Raw genomic sequence first — 19447 nt, forward strand, 5'->3', positions numbered from 1 at the left:
GGAGAGAAGGATCATGGATATAAACATATTAAATGACCATCCAACTGATATATTCCTAGCCGCTCACCTTTCATTAGCAGCAATTAATAAAAAAATGGAGGGAATTCTATATGCGAATTTCAGTTGATGTTGGCGGAACGTTTACCGATGTTGTAACACTTGATCCCGCTTCAGGCAATCTGCGCCTAGAAAAGGTAGAAACCGTCCCGCGTAACCCCGCAAGCGGCGTGCTTGAAGGTTTCCGCAAGGCAGAAGTCAATTTTGGTGATATCGACTATTTCGTCCATGGGACTACCCTTGGAATAAATGCCTTGCTAACCCGCACAGGAGCAGATGTTGCGATCATTACTACAAAGGGATTCAGGGATGTGTATGAGTTAGGGCGCACCGACCGGGATGAAATGTATAACTTTAAATATCGGAAACCAAAATCATTGGTACCGCGCCGACACCGATTTGAAGTAGCCGAGCGCCTTGATTACCAAGGAAATGTTGTTACCCCTTTTGACCGTGAAGAAGCGGTTAAATTGGCGCAAGAACTTCGTAAAGAAGGCGTCCCTTCCGTGGTTGTCTGTTTCTTGCACAGCTACATAAACCCAAACCACGAATTGCAGATGGAAGAGGTGCTTAAACAGGAGTACCCGGAAGTGTCAGTCACATTATCGCACCGGCTTACGCGGGAGTACCGCGAGTATGAGCGCACAAGTACAGCGGTTATTGATGCGTATATTAAACCAATTATGCGAACATATTTGGACCGTCTGGGAGGCGAGCTTAAAGAGGAAGGCTATAAAGGCCAATTTTTGCTTACCCGTTCAGGGGGTGGCGCCATGACGGCCAAGGCAGCGAAGGAGGAACCGGTGCATTCAGTAATGTCAGGCCCGGCAGGCGGGGCCATCGGTGCTGCTTATCTGGCAGAGCTTACCGGAAATCCGAATCTGATTACCCTGGATATGGGCGGAACGAGCCTTGACACTACAATGGTGGTGGATGGGCAGATTTCCGTGGAGAATGAGGCAACGGTTGAAAGCTTGCCAATCTCAACCCCGATGATTGATATCCGCACGATTGGTTCCGGTGGCGGAAGTATCGCGTGGATCGATGATGGTGGAGCACTTCAGGTAGGTCCTAAGAGCGCAGGTGCAGACCCGGGTCCAGCCTGCTACGGCAAAGGCGGGATAAACGCGACGTTTACTGACGCAGCATTAATTCTCGGCTATCTTGATGCAGAGAATTTTCTAGGCGGGGCAATGACGATTGATCCCGATCTTTCCCGCAATGCCATCAAACAGCTTTCTGACCAACTGAACCTTACCATCGAACAAACGGCAGCAGGTATTGTCAGAATAAGTGAGGCCAAGATCACCGGGGCGATTCGTGAAATCTCAGTAGAAAGAGGATTCCACCCGAAAGATTTTGCGCTTCTTGGCTTTGGAGGCGGCGGAGGTTTGGTTTCCTGCAACGTAGCAAGGGAGATCGGCATTCCGACAGTCATTATACCTCCGGGGGCAGGCAATTTCTCGGCATGGGGAATGATGATGGTCGATGTAGTGTATGACTTTGCCCAAACCTTTGTAAAGGGCCTTGTTAATGCAGATGTACAGGAAATAAATAAATTGTATGCCAATCTTGAAGACAGTGGACGTGAGTCCCTTGGCCAGGATGGATTTGCTCCTAAGGATTGCAATTTTATCCGTTGGGCAGAGCTGCGCTATGAAGGACAAGAACACACGGTCAAGATTGAGATTCCTGCTGGAGATTTGAAACCGTCCGACATCGCTGGGATTGCAGCCAAATTTGGAAATGCCCACGAGCAGCAATACGGGCACCAAACGAACGACCCGGTAGAAATTGTAACTCTTCGTGTCCGTGCTGTTGGTGTACTTGCCAAGCCAAGGATCGCAAAGCTTGAAGCTGGGAAAGGGGATGCAGCTGCAGCACGCAAAGGCAGCAGGCCTGTCTTCCAAGCGTCAACGAATAGCACTGTTGAGTATGCTGTTTATGACCGTTTCGAACTGCTAGCAGGAGATGAGGTTGCCGGTCCTGCCATTATTGAAGAACCTAGCCATACCACTGTTTTGCACAAAGGTGATGTTTTGACAGTCGGGGAGTACGGGGAACTTGCCATCGCTATTTACAATGATAGAGGAGGTAAAGCATGACTAAGAATGCAGAAATTAAGAAAAACGAAAAGATCGGAATCGATAATCAAGATGAACAAATCAAGGTTCAGGTCATTCATAATTACTTGCTTTCAGCAGCCCGGGAAATGATGCGAAATTTAAAGCGGACAGCCTATGACACGATCATCTATGAAATTCAGGACTTCGGCCTTGGGATTTACGACCGTAAATGCCGATTGCTTGCAGAATCACCGGGTTTAGCGATTTTTACCAGAGGAAATGATTTTGCTCTAAGAAAGATGGTTGAGTTTCTTGGAGAAGAAAACATTCATCCAGGGGACGTGATCCTGTTTAATTATCCGTACTGGAGCTCCAACCATACACTTGATGTACTGGTCAGCTCGCCGATTTTCTATGGTGATGAATTAGTGGGATACGCTGCTTGCAAAGCGCACTGGCTCGACTTGAACCAGCAGGACCCGGGGTATTGCCTTGATACAACCAGCATTCATAACGAGGGACTGATCCTTCCTGCATTAAAGATTTATAAGCGGGGCGTGCGGGATCAAGAGGTGGAGAATTTAATCAGGTTTAACACACGGATTCCGGATCGGGTGGTCGGAAACATGAACGCCCAAATTTCCTGCTGCCGCACTGGTGAGAAGCGGGTACAGGAGCTCGTGGAAAAGTTTGGCCTTGAATCATTTAAGACAGCATCCCAGGAAATCCTGAACCACGGGGAACGGATTGCCCGGGCACGCCTTGAAGCACTTCCAAAAGGAACCTGGTCAGCAGAGGACTATGTTGACGATGACGGAGTCGAGAAGGACAAAATGATTAAAATCAAGGTGATTGTTACTGTGACAGATGATGAATTTATCGTGGATTTCACTGGTACGGACCCTGCCGTAAAAGGTCCGGTTAACCTTCCAATCGGGATTACCGAAGGAGTATCAGCCCTGGCTTTCAAAGGACTGACAACTCCGGATTCACCTGCAAATGACGGCAACTTCCGACCATTAAAAGTCATTGCTCCTGAAGGTTCTCTTGTTAATGCCCAGCATCCGGCAGCCACCTTTACGATCTGGCCGTCCATTCACATACCTGAAATCATTTGTAAGGCATTGGCGCCAGCGATGCCAGACATCGTGCCGGCGTGTTCAGGCGGAGAAGTTGTTTCAGTAATGGGAGTCGGCACACACCCTGTTACCGGCAAAGTCTGGCTTGAAGCAACAAACGAGGCTGTCGGATTTGGGGCCCATGCCGGAGGCGACGGCGAAAATGCCATCATGCACTTGTCTGAACCAGGCTGCCGCAATAACCCGATTGAGGTTTTGGAGAACAAGGCTCCTCTGTTAATTGAAGGATATTATCTTCGCCAGGACTCATGCGGTGCCGGTGAACACCGCGGCGGTGTTGGTGCAACCCGTGTATACCGGTTCACTGCCCCAGGCAGTGCGGTAACGATTCTTAAGAAAACCAAAACGCGCCCTTGGGCTTTAAAGGGCGGCCTTGAAGCAGAACCAAACCATATCATCGTACGTCCTGGAACGGATCGTGAAGAACGCACAGGTGCCATTAACGAACCTCTTGAAGCAGGAGAAGTTCTGATAAGCAGCGCAGGAGGCGGCGGCGGTTGGGGAAATCCATTACACCGCAGCCTTGAAAAAGTGCTTGAGGATGTACGTGACGGGTATATTTCATTGGAAAGCGCAAAGCGTGATTATGGCGTGATCATTGACACGGGCTCTTGGACGGTTGATTCCGAGGGCACGGCCAAGCTTAGACAGGAACGATTGGAGGCCTAGGGACCATGCCATTCATCGATTTGCATAGCGACATCTTAGTTGACGTAATTTGGCGCAGATCCCGTGGAGAACGACGCGTAATAGAAGAGCGGCACCTACCTGTCCTCCGCAAAGCCGGCATTAATGCACTTGGCCTGACGATATGGATAGAATTAGACCAAACACACCGGGCTACAGCCAGAACCCGTGAGGTAATGGCGGCCCTTGAGGCCGAACTGAGTGAATCCCCGGGATGGTTCGCCCTAGTAAGAACTCCTGCTGAGGCTGAAGCAGCAATAAATGCTGGAAAGCTTGCGATCTTACTAACCATTGAAGGAATGGCAGCCCTGGATGAAGACCCTGCGTTGTTTTCGGAATTGTGTGATCTGGGTCTTACTTCCGCCCTTCTGACTTGGAATGAGGCGAATGCCTTTGCGAGCGGTTTCCCAGGATATGACTATGCGGAAGCCAGGGCACTATCCACTCAAGGAAAGGGGTCTTGGCTTACAGGACTGAGTGGACCAGGTGAAGGCGATGTCCGTGGCCTTACCTCAAAAGGGCGAATGCTGCTAAAGCGGATGGCTGAAGCAGGAGTCATGCTGGATTTGTCCCACTTGAACGAAAGAACCTTCTGGGAAGCGATTAACGCTTACCCGGGGCCAGGAGTATTTGCTTCTCACTCCAATGCCCAATCAGTATGCAACATTCCGCGAAATCTTTCAGACGAACAGATCAAAGCAATTGCTGAACGGGATGGTATTATTGGCTTAAACGCATTCTCGGCATTCGTTGATCCTAAAAAGCCTGGAATTGAACGGTTCATTGACCACGCCAGTTACATTGCCGACCTGGTTGGCATACGGCACCTCGGTTTTGGTTTTGATTTCATAGACTATCTTGATCATGAAGCGCTTGAAAGCATCGGCGGCAGTCTGCCGAAGAACCCTGAACTTGATGGAGCGGCCGATGTGCCACGCCTTATTGGGCAGATGGAAAAGCGGGGCTTTTCCCAATCGGACATTGACGGAATAACATGGGGAAACTTTGCTCGAGTATGGGAGGCTGCTATTCAGCATTCATCGTTAAGTAAGGATGAAAATAGAGGATACTAATCGTTGATGATATCGAATATTCAAAGGTCTAAAGGGAAAGGCTTAGCTTTTCCCTTTACTCTAGTATCCATTTTATTCGAGTTTATAAACAAGTATGGAAATCTTAAGCGGCCTCTTATCTATATTTATAATTATGAAAACTAATTGTCACGAAAGATTCCGAAGTATAGGAATTAAGGATTTTTTATGAATTTAAGACAGACTTACACTAGGGGGAGGGGAAAACCATGATCAACTTATCACAATATATTCAAACGATTGACTCACATACTGTTGGTGAGCCTACAAGAATCATTACAGGAGGAGCTCCAAGAATTTTGGGTTCGACAATGATGGAGAAAAAGCATTATTTAGAAAGTAAGATGGACTGGCTGAGAAAATTATTAATGACCGAACCACGTGGACATAGAGATATGTTTGGTGCTATTATTACAGATCCCTGTTCAGAAGGGTGTGATGTTGGGGTTATTTTTATGGATAACAACGGATATCTAAATATGTGTGGACACGGTACCATTGGTACAGTAACAACAGCCTTAAATATCGGAATGATTGAACCCAAGAGATATATTAAGGTTGATACACCAGCTGGCATTGTAGATTGTGAAGTTGAGTTTATTAATGGTAAGGCTAGTAAAGTTACATTTACAAATATTCCAGCATTTGTGTTTGAAGAAAAGGTAAAAGTAAATGTAGAAGGGTTAGGAAATATTCTTGTAGATGTTGTATTTGGCGGAAGTATATTTGGTATAGTTGATGCCGGAGAATTGGGATTAAAACTTGTAAGTGAAGAACAGCAGCATTTGATTTCATTAGGCAATAAAATTAAGAAAGCAATAAATGAACAGTCAAAATTTCAGCACCCACTTAAGCCGGAAATCAATTCAATTGATTTAATTGAATTTAGTTTAAAATCTGAAAAACAAAACATTGATTATAGGAATACGGTTATATTCGGAAATGGACAAATTGATAGATCTCCTTGTGGGACTGGTACATGTGCAAAAATGGCCTTACTTTTTAAGCAAGGAAAATTGCAGGTAGGAGAAGAATTTATTCATGAAAGCATTATAGATTCCAAGTTTGTTGGACGTATCATCTCATTGAGTAAGGTTGGGAATTTCCAGGCAGTAATTCCCCAGATCACTGGATCTGCCTGGGTTACAGGGATGCATCAATTTATTATTGATAGTGAAGACCCTTTTTATGAAGGTTTTTTATTAATTTAACATTGATATGGTGAACTTGAGATGCTTTTTGAGGCTTTGTACGTGTGCTCCATCATTCAGTATACACTTAGATGTACTGTCAATCGTGTGAAAAACCAGAAGCAATAATAAGGGAGAGTTTTCATGGGATCGAAAATTGAAATACGTATTCTGAGTACCTATTCTGATTTAAAGCAGGTTCAAAAACTTGAGGAAAATGTATGGAATATGGACCCTCTTCCTCTCCACCAAACAATTACGGCGTCCCAAAATGGGGGCCTTTTACTAGGTGCGTTTATCGATGGCGAAATGGCAGGATTTAGTTACAGCTTTGCAGGTTTTAAAAAGGGGAAAAAGCTACCTGTGCTCTCATATGCTTGGGATTCATCCCAGTCATCAGGATAAAGGGGTCGGATCTCAGTTAAAACAAGAGCAAAAGAAGATCGCAAAGGAAATGGGTTATGACCTGATCGTGTGGACATATGATCCGCTTGAGACAAAGAATGGGTACTTAAATTTATCTAAACTGCATACAATCTGCTCTACTTATGTGGAAAATTGTTATGGAGAAATGGAAGGCAGCTTGAACCGGGGTCTGCCATCTGACAGATTCAAAGTAGAATGGTGGATAAACAGTCCCCATGTCGAGAAACAGCATAGATTTAAACAAGATCAGGATGATATAGTGATTCAATGGGATGCATTAAAAAATGATCTGCCAAAACTTCTCAATATCGAGAAGCGGTTGAAAACCCTCCATCATAAGGACCAATCTATTTTAGTGCCTGTTCCCGCAGACTTCCAGCGTTTAAAAAATGTAAATAATGACCTTGCGTTTGATTGGCGACTTAAAACAAGAGAAATATTTCAAAGTTTATTTTCAATAGGGTATGCTGTTGTTTCATTAATAAAAAGCGAGGATGAACCTGTTCATTATTATAAATTAGTTAAGAGAAACAAATTGGATATTAATTGATATTCGCGTAATGGGGGAGACAAATGAAGATAAAAAATATAATCTAAGGCATGTGAAAATGAAGATGAAATTCCCTTTTACTACAAGCTTTGGAACGTTTCAGGATAAAGAATTTCTATTGCTTGAAGCAAAGGACGAGAATGGGAACAGCGGTTGGGGGGAATCGGTCGCTTTTCATTCTCCTTCGTATAATGAGGAAAGGGTTAAAACAAATTGGCATATGCTAGAAGATTTTTTGATTCCAAGCATAATGAATAAAGAGATTGAACATCCTGAAGAAGTTTCCGAAATCTTCTCATACATCCGCAAAAACAATATGGCGAAATCTGCGATTGAAGGTGCGGTTTGGGACTTATTTGCCAAGCAAAAAGGCATACCTCTTGCAGCTGCTCTTGGGGGTGAACGGGAAGAGATTGAGGTCGGGATAAGTATTGGAATCCAAAACACGGTTGACGAACTTCTTCGTTTAATTGAAAAATATAATGAAGAAGGCTATAAGAGAATGAAAGTCAAAATAAAACCGGGTTGGGATGTGGAAATGATCAGGTACATCCGGAATCACTTTCCCGAGATTCCTTTAATGGCTGATGCTAATTCCGCATACAGTTTAAAGGATATAAACACATTAAAGGCTCTTGATGAATTTGGTCTAATGATGATAGAACAGCCATTGGCTTCAGATGGCATCGTGGATCATGCCACGCTGCAAAAGGAGATTGTAACGCCGGTTTGCCTTGATGAGAGCATCCATTCTTATGAAGATGCCCGAAAAGCCATTGAACTCGGGAGCTGTCAAATTATCAATATTAAGATTTGACGTGTTGGAGGGTTAGCGGAGTCAAAGCGCATCCATGACCTTTGTCAGCAAAACAATATTCCAGTTTGGTGTGGCGGCATGTTTGAATCGGGAATCGGAAGGGCACATAATATTGCTTTAACTACCTTATCTAACTTTATTATGCCTGGTGACACGGCTGGTTCTTCACGCTATTGGGAAAAGGACATTATTGACCCTGAAGTAGAGGTGAATAATGGGATGATTACAGTACCTAAAAAACCTGGGATTGGCTATGAACCAAATCGAGAAATCATTAAAAGATATACAATAACTGAAAATTTTTTTCCATACATGAAAATGCTCCACATTAATACAGCCACACGCAGAGGTCAGGTCCTTGAAATTTTACGAACCCAGTTTTTTTATTTTCCGAGTACAAGCCATTCTAACATAAAGCAAGTAGAGATTGTTAGGAAATTGATGAGCATATTAACTTGGAAAACTCGTTTCCTTTTTGTTGCTAGGCATAGGAAAATAACTATAACCATTTTATTTACCTCATAGAAATTAAAAAGAAATATTCATAATAATTACACGGGTGATTTAGAAAAATGAGTATGATCAATTGGCGATTGTTTTCCCTCTTATTAACAGGAATCGGAATATCTACATTAGGGATTTTATTTATCTCATTGCAATTAACCTTCTCGTGTTTGAAATGACCCACTCGGCAGCAGCTGTAGCCGGGTTATGGATTGTCGGTCCGGTCACATCGATGCTGACAAATTCGTGGAGCGGAAGTATTATAGACCGGGCAAATAAGAAAAAGATTATGATAATCGCTGATGTGGCGAGGGCAGTCGGAGTCGCGATTATTCCATTTGTTTCAAACATTTGGACCATCTATGTCTTGCTGTTCCTCATCAGCGTTGCGAGAGCTTTTTTTGCTCCGTCATCGACCACGTACATAGCAAAACTTATTCCCGTCAATAAGCGAAAAAAATTCAATTCAATCAACAGTTTGGTGAATTCAGGGGCGTTCATCGTCGGTCCTTCCATTGCAGGTGCGTTGTTTTTAATCGGTTCAGTGAAAATAGCGATTCTGTTGAATGCTGTTTCATTCCTCATTTCCGCCTTCATCATCATGTTTTTGCCTGACACAGATCAACAGGCAAATCCCGCTGAAGTGAAGAAAGGCAGCTATGAAACGCTCCGGGATGATTGGAAAGAAGTGATCCAGTTTGGAAGGGAAAAGTCGTTTGTGCTGGCTGTCTATGCCTGTTTTCTCGCATTTGGCTTATTTTCGTTAACGCTGAGAAAGGATAATACATGCCTTTGATCCGCTTATCCAGCTATTACAAGGGATCTCGTACGATTCCCAAGAAGTTGTCTTTATTCAAGATGTAGTCGGGTAACAGAAACGGATTATAGCTTTCTTGTCAGTATCACCGGAATAGGCTACTCACTTGGTGCTTTCCTGGTCACCGTGGCAACGCGATTTTTAAGCATCAAACATTTGATTGCAGGTGGAATGCTAATGGTCGCAATCGGTTATCTCATTTATGCACTTTCCGATTCATTTGTTGCCGTCGCGATTGGCTTTACGATCCTCGGGTTTTTTAACGCTTTTTCAAACACCGGCTTTAGCACTTTTTATCAAAATAATGTTCCGATTCATCTGATGGGAAGAATGACAAGCGTTATCGGAGTGATTCAAAGTGGCGCGCAAATCGTATTCTTGTTGTTAATCGGTGTATTGGGCGACATTTTCCCACTCCGCTACACAGTCGTCATCCTGGTCGGATTGAACATGTTCCTTTCGGTTTTTATTGCTATCCTCGTTGCGAAGCCTGGAAAACAGGTTTATTTTTCAGAGGGAAAAGAAGAAACAGTAGACTACTAAACTTCAGAGGTGTTTAATTTGAAAGATAACGGCTCTCAATATTACGACAATGACGATTTTTTTCATAAATATACTTTAAAAAGAGAATCAAAGGATAATGCCAATGATAAAATTGAAAAACCCATTTTTCAGGAGTTAGTTGGAAATGCTTTTGGATTACTTTTTTTGAAAAGGAAAAAAGGGATTTTTCTTTCGAATGTCGAAATATTCATACACACTTATTTGAGAGGAGCTTGTTAATGGGTAATCACAACTTGGATGCACTATGGAGTCATACAAAGGAACTGGTTCCTGACTCTATCGAGACACTAAAGGAATATTTAAGATTTCCGACCGTTTCCGCACAGAATACAGCTATTCCAGAAACGGTTCAATATGTAGTCAAAATGATTAAAGAGGCTGGCGGGGAGGCGAAAATTCTCGACGATTTAGGTGGAAATCCTGTTGTCTATGGATTCTTTGCCGCCGGGTCTAATGGAGATTCCAGCAAAACACTCCTGTTTTATAACCATTATGATGTCCAGCCGCCTGATCCATTGGATGAATGGCATTCTGAACCGTTTAACCCTGCCGTTGTTGACGGATTCTGTATGCCCGAGGGGTAGCCGATAATAAAGGCGACCTGGTTGCCCGCTTAACTGCTCTGAAGGTTTTGCAACAAGCAGAAGGCGGACTGCCGTGCAATGTCAAATTCCTGATCGAGGGTGAGGAAGAAATCGGAAGCCCAAATCTTGCTCCTTATCTTAAAAACTATCAGGACTTATTTCAAGCAGACGCCTGTATTTGGGAATTCGGCGGCAAAGATGAAAATGAGCGGATCAACATGGTTGCAGGGGTAAAAGGGATGGCCTATTTAGAGTTGACATGTGTCGGTGCAGCTATTGATATGCACTCATCTGTTGGAGCGTACGTTGACAATGCGGCATGGCGGTTAGTCCAGGCATTGGCCACGATGAAAAACCAGCAAAACGAAATATTAGTCGAGGGATTTTTTGATGGGATAACAGCGCCGACCGACGCAGAAAGGCAAGCGGTTCAAGCCCTGCCTTTTGATGAGAAAGCGGTAGGAAATCTCTATGGACTTACAAGACCGCTCATCACCGCAGCTAACGGAGAAGATCCAAGAGAAGCGATGGTGTTTCAGCCGACAATGACGATTTGCGGCCTGGTCAGCGGCTATACGGGTGAAGGTTCGAAGACGGTTCTGCCTAAAAGCGCCAAAGCGAAGCTCGACTGCCGGTTGGTGCCTGGCCAGGACCCGGATCATATTGAGGAATGTGTTAAAAAACACTTAATCAAGCATGGCTTTACTGATATTGAAGTAACCTCAGTAAACGGGCAAAAAGCATACCGCTCAGATTTTAACCACCCATTTGTGGCTCACGTACTGAAAACGGCTAAAGAAGTCTATCAACATGAAGGCGTGCTCGCGCCCAACTCAGCCGGAACCGGTCCGATGTATGACTTCGGGGAATACTTGAAGCTGCCGATTGTCAGCACCGGTGTGGGTTGGCTAGAATCGAAGGCGCACGCACCAAACGAATCGATTCGCCTTCAAGACTTTGAAGAAGGCGTTGTCCACATGGCTCATATGCTGTCAGGATTTGCAAAGGCACTTCAAGCGGACCAGGAAAGTGTGGAAAGTCTATAATCATACTAAAAGCATTCTACTTTTTTTTGGTAGAATGTTTTTTTCTAAAAAAGGTTAAAAAACATTTTATATACTGGAAAAACTTGTTCTCTCCAAACAAACCTACTCGTTGGATATCCAGATACAGTGAATTTAGCGAAAAAATGCAGGGATTTAAGCGAAACCTCGTTATGATATAAGCGAAAGTCTTCTGAATTAAGCGAAAACGGGTTTTATTTAAGCGAAACAGTATTAATCCTATTTCTGCAGGAAATGCCATTATATCTTCTATAGTGATTCTTCCCCATAGCGAACGCACTAAATTTTACATGAAACCCATCAAATAGAATGAATGGCCTACATTTTTCGGTAATATTTACCCTTATTTTAATATTCTAAATATTGTAATATCTACTAGACTATCATTCTTGTTAGGAGGGAATTGAATGAAAAAGCCAATTTTATTGGCAGCTTTGATAGCTGCATTATCTTTTAGTGCAGTTGGGTCGCCTGCTGTTTTAGCAAAATCAACTGAAACCGCTCACAATCAGTGGGATCATAAATTTGAGCAAATAGTCAGCAAGAGGATAAACGTTGATAATATTTATAACAATATTGATTATCTATCAAAAACACCGCGTGTCGCAGGAACTGAGTCCGAGAATAAAGCGGTCGAATTCATTAACAGTCAATTTAAAAAATACGGATATAAAACCGAAATACAAGAGTTTAAGTTTATCGGTTATACGCCTCCTGATACGGTCGAACTTAGTGTAGATGGTTTCAGCGGCGATCTGCATCCAGGAGCCTTTACCTTCTCTGTGAACGGGGATGTTTCAGGTGCATTGGTGAATGCAGGTTTAGGGAAAAAAGACGAATTGCAAAACCTTGATTTAACCGGGAAAGTTGCCTTTATTAAACGCGGCGAGATTCCTTTTGCCGAAAAAGTGTTGAATGCTGCTGAAAAGGGAGCTGTCGGCGTCGTTATTTATAACAATGTTGATGGCCCTTTAAATGGAACGCTTGGGACGGCGAATGATAAATATGTCCCGGCTGTTTCATTAAGCAAGTCCGAAGGAGAATCGCTTGCCTCCCTGCTAAATAATGGCCAAACATTGACAGCTGCTTTAACAATTGCAGGAGCCGAGTCGGGTGAGAGAACTTCCCATAACGTAATAGCAACAAAACCGCCGACATCGAAAAAGAAATCTACTAATGAAATCATCGTTCTCGGGGCACATCACGATTCGGTCGCCGGTGCTCCAGGCGCCAATGATGATGCATCAGGAACGGCAATGACGTTAGAGCTGGCACGCGTTCTTAAGTCTATTCCGACCGACACCGAAATCAGATTTATTACGTTTGGGGCGGAAGAAGAGGGTCTTCTTGGCTCCAGACATTATGTGAATAATCTGCCTGAAGACCAACTAAACCGGATCGTCGCAAACTTCAATCTTGACATGGTTGGAAGCAAAGATGCGGGAGACCTGATCATGCTTACACTTGATGGAAAGCCCAATCTGGTTACAGAATTGGCCCAGGCTTCCAGCACGAGATTTAATGGACAGCCAACACCGTACGCACAGGGCGGAAGAAGTGACCATGTGGCATTTGCGGAAGTTGGTATTCCGGCGGCTCTGTTCATTCACGACCCGGTTGAGCCGTGGTACCATACTCCAGACGATACAATTGATAAAATCAGCAAGGAAAAGCTGCAGGATGTTGCTGAAATCGTCAGTGCCGCCATCTACGATCGCGCAAAATACGATATAAAATGGCCAAAACCGAAAAAATCGAAGAAACAAAAGGCAGAGGAACTATATTACGAACAAAGTATTAAATAAGACTGAGATAAGGATAATCCCTTCAGTGGCACTACCGCTGGGGGATTTTTTCTGTGATTGCATATCTGAGGCAGACTATTTTAATATATAACTTGTTTTTTCTGGCTATTTTTAGATGGGGCTATGAGAGCGGCTGCTTTTATGGCTCATGAAGACCAAAACTGATTCGGAAAATAGGGAAAGAGGTCTTCATAGGGCTCATGAAGACCCAAACTCATTTGGAAAATAGGAGAAATGGTCTTCATAGGGTTCATGAAGGCGACAACTTATAGGAAATATGAGAGAAGTGAGCTATGAATACCATAAAGTAATAAATTATTGTCGGGAAAAGCTCTGTCTACTTTTAAAATATGAAACTCCGTAAATCAATAATTCACTTACTATAGAATCCCGCAGTTCATTGATTTTTAGAGAGTGTCAGTTGCAATAGTACGTTATTTTAAAAAATTGGCTTCCTCTATTCATTTTATCTTTAGTTTTTTTTGCAAATAAAGCAGCAATAAAGGCTCCTATCGTAATACCTGTGAAAACTAAACCTAACCGATTGGAACCTATATTTAGATTATCCAATGCATAAAATATAAGAACTGCTCCAGATGAGGCTGCTGCAATATTACCAAATAATACCATGAGCGTAGCAGCCATAAGTGTTTTGGTTCCTATTAATTGCTTCCATCCTTCAAGTATTTCTTCTATAAACTTGGAGGTTTCTAGTCCTTTTACTCTATTTCTTCCTTCAGGAATTTCTATTCTTATAATGAATAAAAGTAATATTACCAAGCCACCTAAAGTTATTAATACTCCTTGACTAAAACTTATACTTAGTAGTAAAAATCCAGCTATAGCAGGACCTATCATATTTACGAAAGTTGTAGAAAAAGAAATCTTTGCATTGGCAGAGGTAAGTTGTTCTTTACTAATTAATAAAGGAAGAATTGTAGTATAAGCAGTACCAAAGACATATCCTGATGAAAAAAGTAAAAATCCCAATCTATATAAATGCCATATGGATAAGTTTTCATTGAGTAAAAAAAGAAACATTAACCCTAGACTAATAATCTGTATGGCAACCCCACTTATCAACATTTTTTTCCTGTTATACCGATCAACAAGAGTGCCAATTACTACACCCAAAAGAAGACTAGGTAAAAACTCGATTGCTCTCATTGCACTCATTGCGAATGTCGATTTTGTCATCTCATAAATCATAATGGGTAATGATAATGTAAAGATATGAAATGTAAATAAAGAGATAATATCACCAATCCACAATTTTAAGAAAAAACGGTTTTTCCACAACGATAAAGTATTATTATGAATATTATTTTCTTTTATCAATCTACTTTCCAACTTTCTTCTCCCCCTATGATAATTTTATTAACTTAGTAAATTATTTTAACTACCATAAAACACTGAGTAATTAAAAGTATTTCCATTTTCATAATTAAAGGAATTTCTCAAACAAAAAATTATATTTCTCTTGCTTCCTTTTCATTACAATACAAGTATTTTTTTAATTTAAGAATTGTATTTGAAAGACAGTAATATCAAACTAGCTTCTTTTGATAACTCAATCATCGATAATAAAAAGTGATAAATATTACGTACCTCTTGTATAACCTTGTTAGCAATTTTTTGAGCCATGAACATCGAATAAATTCTGTCTCTGATCCAATATCTAATTAGATATCTCTTCATCTTTATCTAGGTTGATAAAATAATCCTTATGTAATATTGGGACAGTTTGATAAACATTTAAGCGGCTACAATGTTTTACATCCTCTTCAAATCCCCTGTCTCGTAATTCTCTCCCACTTTCGCATTCCCAGATTATTCCACCTAGGTTTGATTTAGAAAAATGAAATGCACCAATAGATACTTCAGCATCCGGAGACTTTTTTCCATTCAAATAAGAAAGTATAGCACCCGCACCTAAATAATCTTCTAAAGCAGGACGAAGAGTATCTTCATGCTCTTTAACATCACTCCATAATTCACCACATGCAACTACAGTTATATTAGCTTTTTTTTCTAAAGATAATTTATTTGCAACAGCAGCCACATTTGCTGCATTAAGCAAAGATCCAATCAAAAGTGCTGGAACATCGGAAGCAATCCAAGTACAAAATGCTCCATTTAGAGAAGTTAAAACATATTTCCTGTTCTTATTATTATAGTCAAATGAAATTGGTGATAATGTCGGTAATCCTAATTGAGCAGCCTCAGACCTTCCTAAAATGTATTCAGCACCAATTTGCTTAGCATATTTATTTCCATCAAGATTGGGTGGATACGGAAATATTATTGCTCCCTTGCTTAAAGCTGAAACTACAGTTGAGGAAAAACTAAGTACATCTACAATTATTATGATATCTCCTCTACTAGCGGCGTTCCTAGCACCTCGCTTTCCCCATTCCAAGCTACATTCATTAAAAAATTGACCAGACATCTAATACCACCTTCTAACTTTTTTTGTAGTTTATAGGAATTATAAGACAAAAATATAAAGATATATAGACTTAATATTATGAATTATTCAAAATATATAATAATAAGCTATACAAAACCTCCAATTTTTAACATAAATTCCCGATATTTTCATATAACAAAATTCTTTTCCCCCTCTGTAGGATATGTCGTACAAGACGATTCTATTTTCATTTTGAAATCCATTTAACTCGTCTAAAATATTTTTAACAAGGTTTTATCCGCATCCAAAAGTTACGGACAATTATTTTTTGAGGATACAGAGATAATCAGTAAAATTAAAGGAGTAATAGGTGTTGAAAAAAAGGTAGTTATATTTTCTAAATAGCCTCAATTAAATTTAAGGATAATTAAAATATTTTACATATAAACACTATCCTACAATGAACTGAACACTAAAAGTTAGACCTAAGTTTAGGCACTCTCATGACATGAATCAGGTAGTGAACTGGGCTCTTTTCTTTTACCTTTCCATCAACTTATTTTTAGTTTGAAAAAGGGGAGGATTCCGCATAATAAACCGTGTTAATGTCTCTTTCACTTAGAACATGGTACAATTAAAAAACGCCTAAAACCAATAGCGTCAAGGGTTTTAGGCGTTTTAACAAATGACCGTTTATTCAGGTTAATGTATATTATACGAATAGTTTCCTCTTCTAACAGTCACCTACATCCACTGATCATATATCTCTTTTCGTGCTTGATTATATAATCGAGCATACAGTTGGGTTTGATGTGGACCGTTATGTCCTAATAGAACTTGGATACATTCCAACGGCATTCCTTTCATGGCTAAAAAGCAGTAAATGTATGACGTAACGTATGAGGTGTTAGGTGAATCCCTAACATTTTTGTATATTCACAGCTTTGTAGAACATTTTAAAGAAATTAGAAAAAAGAATAGTACCCAATTGCCAAACTCCAACGTATACTATTAGCACAACAAACCACAAGACAAGAAAATCTATTGTATATCCCAAGAATGCTCCAAAAGGATAAGGTAACAACTCGGCTGCTTTCGGGACAAACTCCCACCCGTTTCTAAATTTTTCTTCAAACTTTAGAAATAGTAGAACGGGGATCGGTATAGTTAAAATAAATGAAACCATTTTTGCTAAACGGACTTCATCTTTGAATTTTTTCATATCGTAATTTTACCCTTCGTTGGTTTTTTCTGTTTATTAAAGCATCTATTTATTCTGTTGGTACCAGGACTTCTAATTCTCTAACATGATAAACCCTAGTTTGTAGAACGGCCTGAATTTCAGGAGGTAACGAAATAATCAAGCTGTTTAAAATATCATATCTTTCTTGCTGTGTGATTAATTCTGAAATTGTATACTGTAGCAGATACAGTGTTTCAATAGTATATAATGAAGTGTGTTTTTATTTTTCGAATGTTGGATTCACCGTTCAATTAAGTATCTGGGAGTTGAGATTTTGGGAGAAATATTAATAGCATTCATACTGGGAATTGTTGAAGGGTTAGCGGAGTTCCTGCCTATTTCTTCTACAGGTCATTTGATATTGGTAGGACATTTGCTCGGATTTGAGGGGGAGAGTGCGAAAACTTTTGAGATCGTCATCCAGCTGGGGGCCATTCTTGCGATTTCGGTTTTGTACCGCGGGCGTCTAGTTTCTTTATTCAACATCAAGCCCATATTGCGAAAAGAACAGAAATTCAATGCGATACATATCATTCTGGGTGTGTTACCTGCAGTGATTGCAGGTTTATTATTGCATGACGTGATCAAAACATATTTGTTTCAGCCGTCCACAGTCGTGATTGGACTTGTCGCAGGAGCGATTCTGATGATTTTTGCGGAAAAGAAGAAACCAGAGCCGACTTCTTTTTCATTGGATGATTTAACTTACCGGCAGGCCCTAACCATTGGCTTGTTTCAATGTCTGGCCGTCTATCCTGGTTTCTCAAGGGCGGGATCGACGATTTCGGGAGGGTTGCTTGCGAGAGCCAGCTATAAAGCAGCATCGGAATTTTCTTTTTTGATTGCGATCCCTGTTATGATTGGTGCAACGGGATTGGATTTATTAAAAAGTTGGGATCATTTGAGCGCAAGTGATATTCCAATGTTTGCGGTAGGATTTATTACTTCTTTTGTTGTCGCGATGTTAGCAGTGGTAACCTTTTTAAAGCTGCTTGAAAAGTGGGGCTTAACACCATTTGCGTATTATCGAATTGTGTTAGCTATTTTGTTTACGGTATTCGTCTTGCTGTGAAAAAATAGATACGGGTGAAATAGTTTGCTGTTGAAATGAAACCAAAGTCTAGTCACTTTGGTTTTTTTTATGAAAACGCTTTGAAAACGTTAAAGAAATATTCATATCCAGAAGCGAAAATCTGCAGTAAAATTAATATTGTGAAATTATTCACATTCATGTGGCATTCATTTGAAAGGATCTGGTTCCATGTCATTTTACCGGCCTGAGCAAATTGTTAAAATTAGTATTGAAAGCGGGGTAAAGAAAACCAAGTACCCGTTGCAGCAAACATTGATATTGGGTTTCCAGGCAGGCGCATTTGTTGCGCTTGGCTACTTACTGTACATACGTGTCACAGCTCCATTGCCGGCGGAGCTGGCTGGATTAAGTTCCCTGATCGGAGCATCAGTTTTTCCAATCGGGCTGATTCTTACCCTGATTGCGGGAGGGGAGCTGCTGACCGGCAATATGATGGCTGTTCCACTCGCAAGGTTAGCTGATAAAATTGCGACGAAAAAGGTTATTTATAACTGGCTGTTGATTACGATCAGTAATTTTGCAGGTGCGATTTTTGTTGCTTACATATTTGGCCATGTCGGCGGGCTTACCGAAACAGGTCCTTACTTAGCTAAAACCGTAAGTATAGCCGAGCATAAGCTTTCTGCATCCTATCTTGAAGCGTTTATATCGGGTATTGGCTGCAATTGGCTCGTTGCGTTGGCGGTCTGGCTATCATACGGATCAAAGGATATGGCGGGGAAAATGATCGGAATCTGGTTTCCGACGATGGCTTTTGTTGCGATTGGATTCCAGCACGTCGTCGCCAATATGTTTGTCATTCCTGCTGCCATTTTTGCTGGATCATTTACATGGCTCGATTATATTCGAAATCTAGTTCCCGTATTTTTAGGCAATGCATTGGGCGGGTCCGTCTTTGTTGCGATGGCATACTGGCATGCATACAAAAAGGATAAAGCTTGGATACCCGATGAGACCGCTGCCCGCAAGGACACCCTCAAGATCGTGAAAGAGATGTAAAATAACGAAAGCTCTGTTCGAATTTTTCAAACAGAGCTTTTTTTCGTATTGATGTTGTTTTGGAAAATACACATTACGTATAGTATAGTTGGTCTATAGTTATAGGTTCAGACGGTACTTTATACAAATGCACAGTTGCATTAGAAGATGAGCGCAATAAAGCAGGAAGACTACCTGTGGATGAAGTTTAGAAATTAATCAAGAGCGATTTGATCTTTGGGTTACATCGAATGAGACAATTGATGAAGGTTGCCAAAAATGCTTTTTTAGACCATCTTGTCAAGGCGCCTCTTGTCCAGGTGAACAACCATGCCCAACTGATAAAAAACATATTAAGAAAG

General features: G+C 41.2%; 14 protein-coding genes and 2 pseudogenes. 13 read left to right on the forward strand and 3 right to left on the reverse strand.

Features of this window, described 5'->3' with window-relative positions:
* The first annotated feature begins 110 nt into the window (after positions 1-110).
* From CU635_RS00500 to CU635_RS00545, 11 genes and pseudogenes are all read left to right on the forward strand, one after another.
* Positions 111-2162, forward strand: a complete 2052-nt coding sequence (locus CU635_RS00500) for a hydantoinase/oxoprolinase family protein (protein WP_101575219.1) — start codon at positions 111-113, stop codon at positions 2160-2162.
* Entirely contained in the window at positions 2159-3931 is a 1773-nt protein-coding gene (locus CU635_RS00505) for a hydantoinase B/oxoprolinase family protein (protein ID WP_101575220.1), read from the forward strand. The genes CU635_RS00500 and CU635_RS00505 overlap by 4 nt, the downstream gene beginning before the upstream one ends.
* Positions 3932-3936: 5 nt before the next feature.
* A complete protein-coding gene (locus CU635_RS00510) occupies positions 3937-5022 on the forward strand; it encodes a dipeptidase (RefSeq protein ID WP_101575221.1) in 1086 nt (361 codons plus the stop codon).
* Positions 5023-5249: 227 nt separating this feature from the next.
* Positions 5250-6251 carry a proline racemase family protein gene (locus tag CU635_RS00515; protein ID WP_101575222.1) on the forward strand — a complete coding sequence of 334 codons (1002 nt, stop codon included), beginning with the start codon at positions 5250-5252 and terminating at the stop codon, positions 6249-6251.
* A gap of 280 nt (positions 6252-6531) precedes the next feature.
* Positions 6532-7206: a GNAT family N-acetyltransferase gene (locus tag CU635_RS00520; RefSeq protein ID WP_308303532.1), complete on the forward strand. Its 675-nt coding sequence runs from the start codon at positions 6532-6534 to the stop codon at positions 7204-7206.
* A 10-nt stretch (positions 7207-7216) separates the two neighbouring features.
* Positions 7217-8329: pseudogene (menC, locus tag CU635_RS00525) on the forward strand (o-succinylbenzoate synthase); the annotation flags it as partial.
* A 280-nt stretch (positions 8330-8609) separates the two neighbouring features.
* Positions 8610-9323: an MFS transporter gene (locus CU635_RS23675; protein WP_245917226.1), complete on the forward strand. Its 714-nt coding sequence runs from the start codon at positions 8610-8612 to the stop codon at positions 9321-9323.
* Positions 9324-9437: 114 nt separating this feature from the next.
* Complete coding sequence (locus CU635_RS23680; RefSeq protein WP_245917235.1) at positions 9438-9887, forward strand: MFS transporter; 450 nt, start codon at positions 9438-9440, stop codon at positions 9885-9887.
* Between the two features lie 18 nt (positions 9888-9905).
* Positions 9906-10127 (forward strand): hypothetical protein, encoded by a 222-nt coding sequence (locus CU635_RS00535; protein WP_101575223.1) that lies wholly within the window; start codon positions 9906-9908, stop codon positions 10125-10127.
* Positions 10127-11538 (forward strand): annotated as a pseudogene (locus CU635_RS00540) (M20/M25/M40 family metallo-hydrolase). The gene CU635_RS00535 and the pseudogene CU635_RS00540 overlap by 1 nt, the downstream one beginning before the upstream one ends.
* Positions 11539-11963: 425 nt before the next feature.
* Positions 11964-13361, forward strand: a complete 1398-nt coding sequence (locus CU635_RS00545; protein WP_101575224.1) for a M20/M25/M40 family metallo-hydrolase — start codon at positions 11964-11966, stop codon at positions 13359-13361.
* 417 nt (positions 13362-13778) lie between these two features.
* Here the strand turns inward: CU635_RS00545 and CU635_RS00550 are convergent, their stop codons facing one another.
* The 3 genes from CU635_RS00550 to CU635_RS00560 all read right to left on the reverse strand — a co-directional run bounded on the left by CU635_RS00550 (position 13779) and on the right by CU635_RS00560 (position 16993).
* Complete coding sequence (locus CU635_RS00550; protein ID WP_101575225.1) at positions 13779-14711, reverse strand: MFS transporter; 933 nt, start codon at positions 14709-14711, stop codon at positions 13779-13781.
* A gap of 328 nt (positions 14712-15039) precedes the next feature.
* Positions 15040-15810, reverse strand: a complete 771-nt coding sequence (locus tag CU635_RS00555; protein ID WP_101575226.1) for a 2-phosphosulfolactate phosphatase — start codon at positions 15808-15810, stop codon at positions 15040-15042.
* Between the two features lie 880 nt (positions 15811-16690).
* Positions 16691-16993: a hypothetical protein gene (locus CU635_RS00560; RefSeq protein WP_101575227.1), complete on the reverse strand. Its 303-nt coding sequence runs from the start codon at positions 16991-16993 to the stop codon at positions 16691-16693.
* 295 nt (positions 16994-17288) lie between these two features.
* On the opposite strand from CU635_RS00560, the gene bacA reads away from it, so the two are divergent.
* Both bacA and CU635_RS00570 read left to right on the forward strand, forming a co-directional pair.
* On the forward strand, positions 17289-18086 hold the full coding sequence (gene bacA / locus CU635_RS00565; protein ID WP_101575228.1) for an undecaprenyl-diphosphate phosphatase: 798 nt from the start codon (positions 17289-17291) through the stop codon (positions 18084-18086).
* 189 nt (positions 18087-18275) lie between these two features.
* Positions 18276-19106, forward strand: coding sequence for a formate/nitrite transporter family protein (locus CU635_RS00570; protein WP_101575229.1), 831 nt, complete (start codon positions 18276-18278; stop codon positions 19104-19106).
* The last annotated feature ends 341 nt before the right edge of the window (positions 19107-19447 follow it).

Origin of the sequence: Bacillus canaveralius (assembly GCF_002860125.1) — a bacterium.
In the GTDB taxonomy this organism is placed as follows: domain Bacteria; phylum Bacillota; class Bacilli; order Bacillales; family Cytobacillaceae; genus Bacillus_BJ; species Bacillus_BJ canaveralius.

Excerpts from the sequence above, each read along its gene's own strand:
- CU635_RS00560 (WP_101575227.1), bottom strand. The coding sequence starts at position 16,993 with ATGAAAAAATTCAAAGATGAAGTCCGTTTAGCAAAAATGGTTTCATTT.
- CU635_RS00505 (WP_101575220.1), top strand. The coding sequence starts at position 2,159 with ATGACTAAGAATGCAGAAATTAAGAAAAACGAAAAGATCGGAATCGAT.
- CU635_RS00500 (WP_101575219.1), top strand. The coding sequence starts at position 111 with ATGCGAATTTCAGTTGATGTTGGCGGAACGTTTACCGATGTTGTAACA.
- CU635_RS00520 (WP_308303532.1), top strand. The coding sequence starts at position 6,532 with ATGGCGAAATGGCAGGATTTAGTTACAGCTTTGCAGGTTTTAAAAAGG.
- CU635_RS00515 (WP_101575222.1), top strand. The coding sequence starts at position 5,250 with ATGATCAACTTATCACAATATATTCAAACGATTGACTCACATACTGTT.
- CU635_RS00545 (WP_101575224.1), top strand. The coding sequence starts at position 11,964 with ATGAAAAAGCCAATTTTATTGGCAGCTTTGATAGCTGCATTATCTTTT.
- CU635_RS00510 (WP_101575221.1), top strand. The coding sequence starts at position 3,937 with ATGCCATTCATCGATTTGCATAGCGACATCTTAGTTGACGTAATTTGG.
- CU635_RS00555 (WP_101575226.1), bottom strand. The coding sequence starts at position 15,810 with ATGTCTGGTCAATTTTTTAATGAATGTAGCTTGGAATGGGGAAAGCGA.
- CU635_RS00570 (WP_101575229.1), top strand. The coding sequence starts at position 18,276 with ATGTCATTTTACCGGCCTGAGCAAATTGTTAAAATTAGTATTGAAAGC.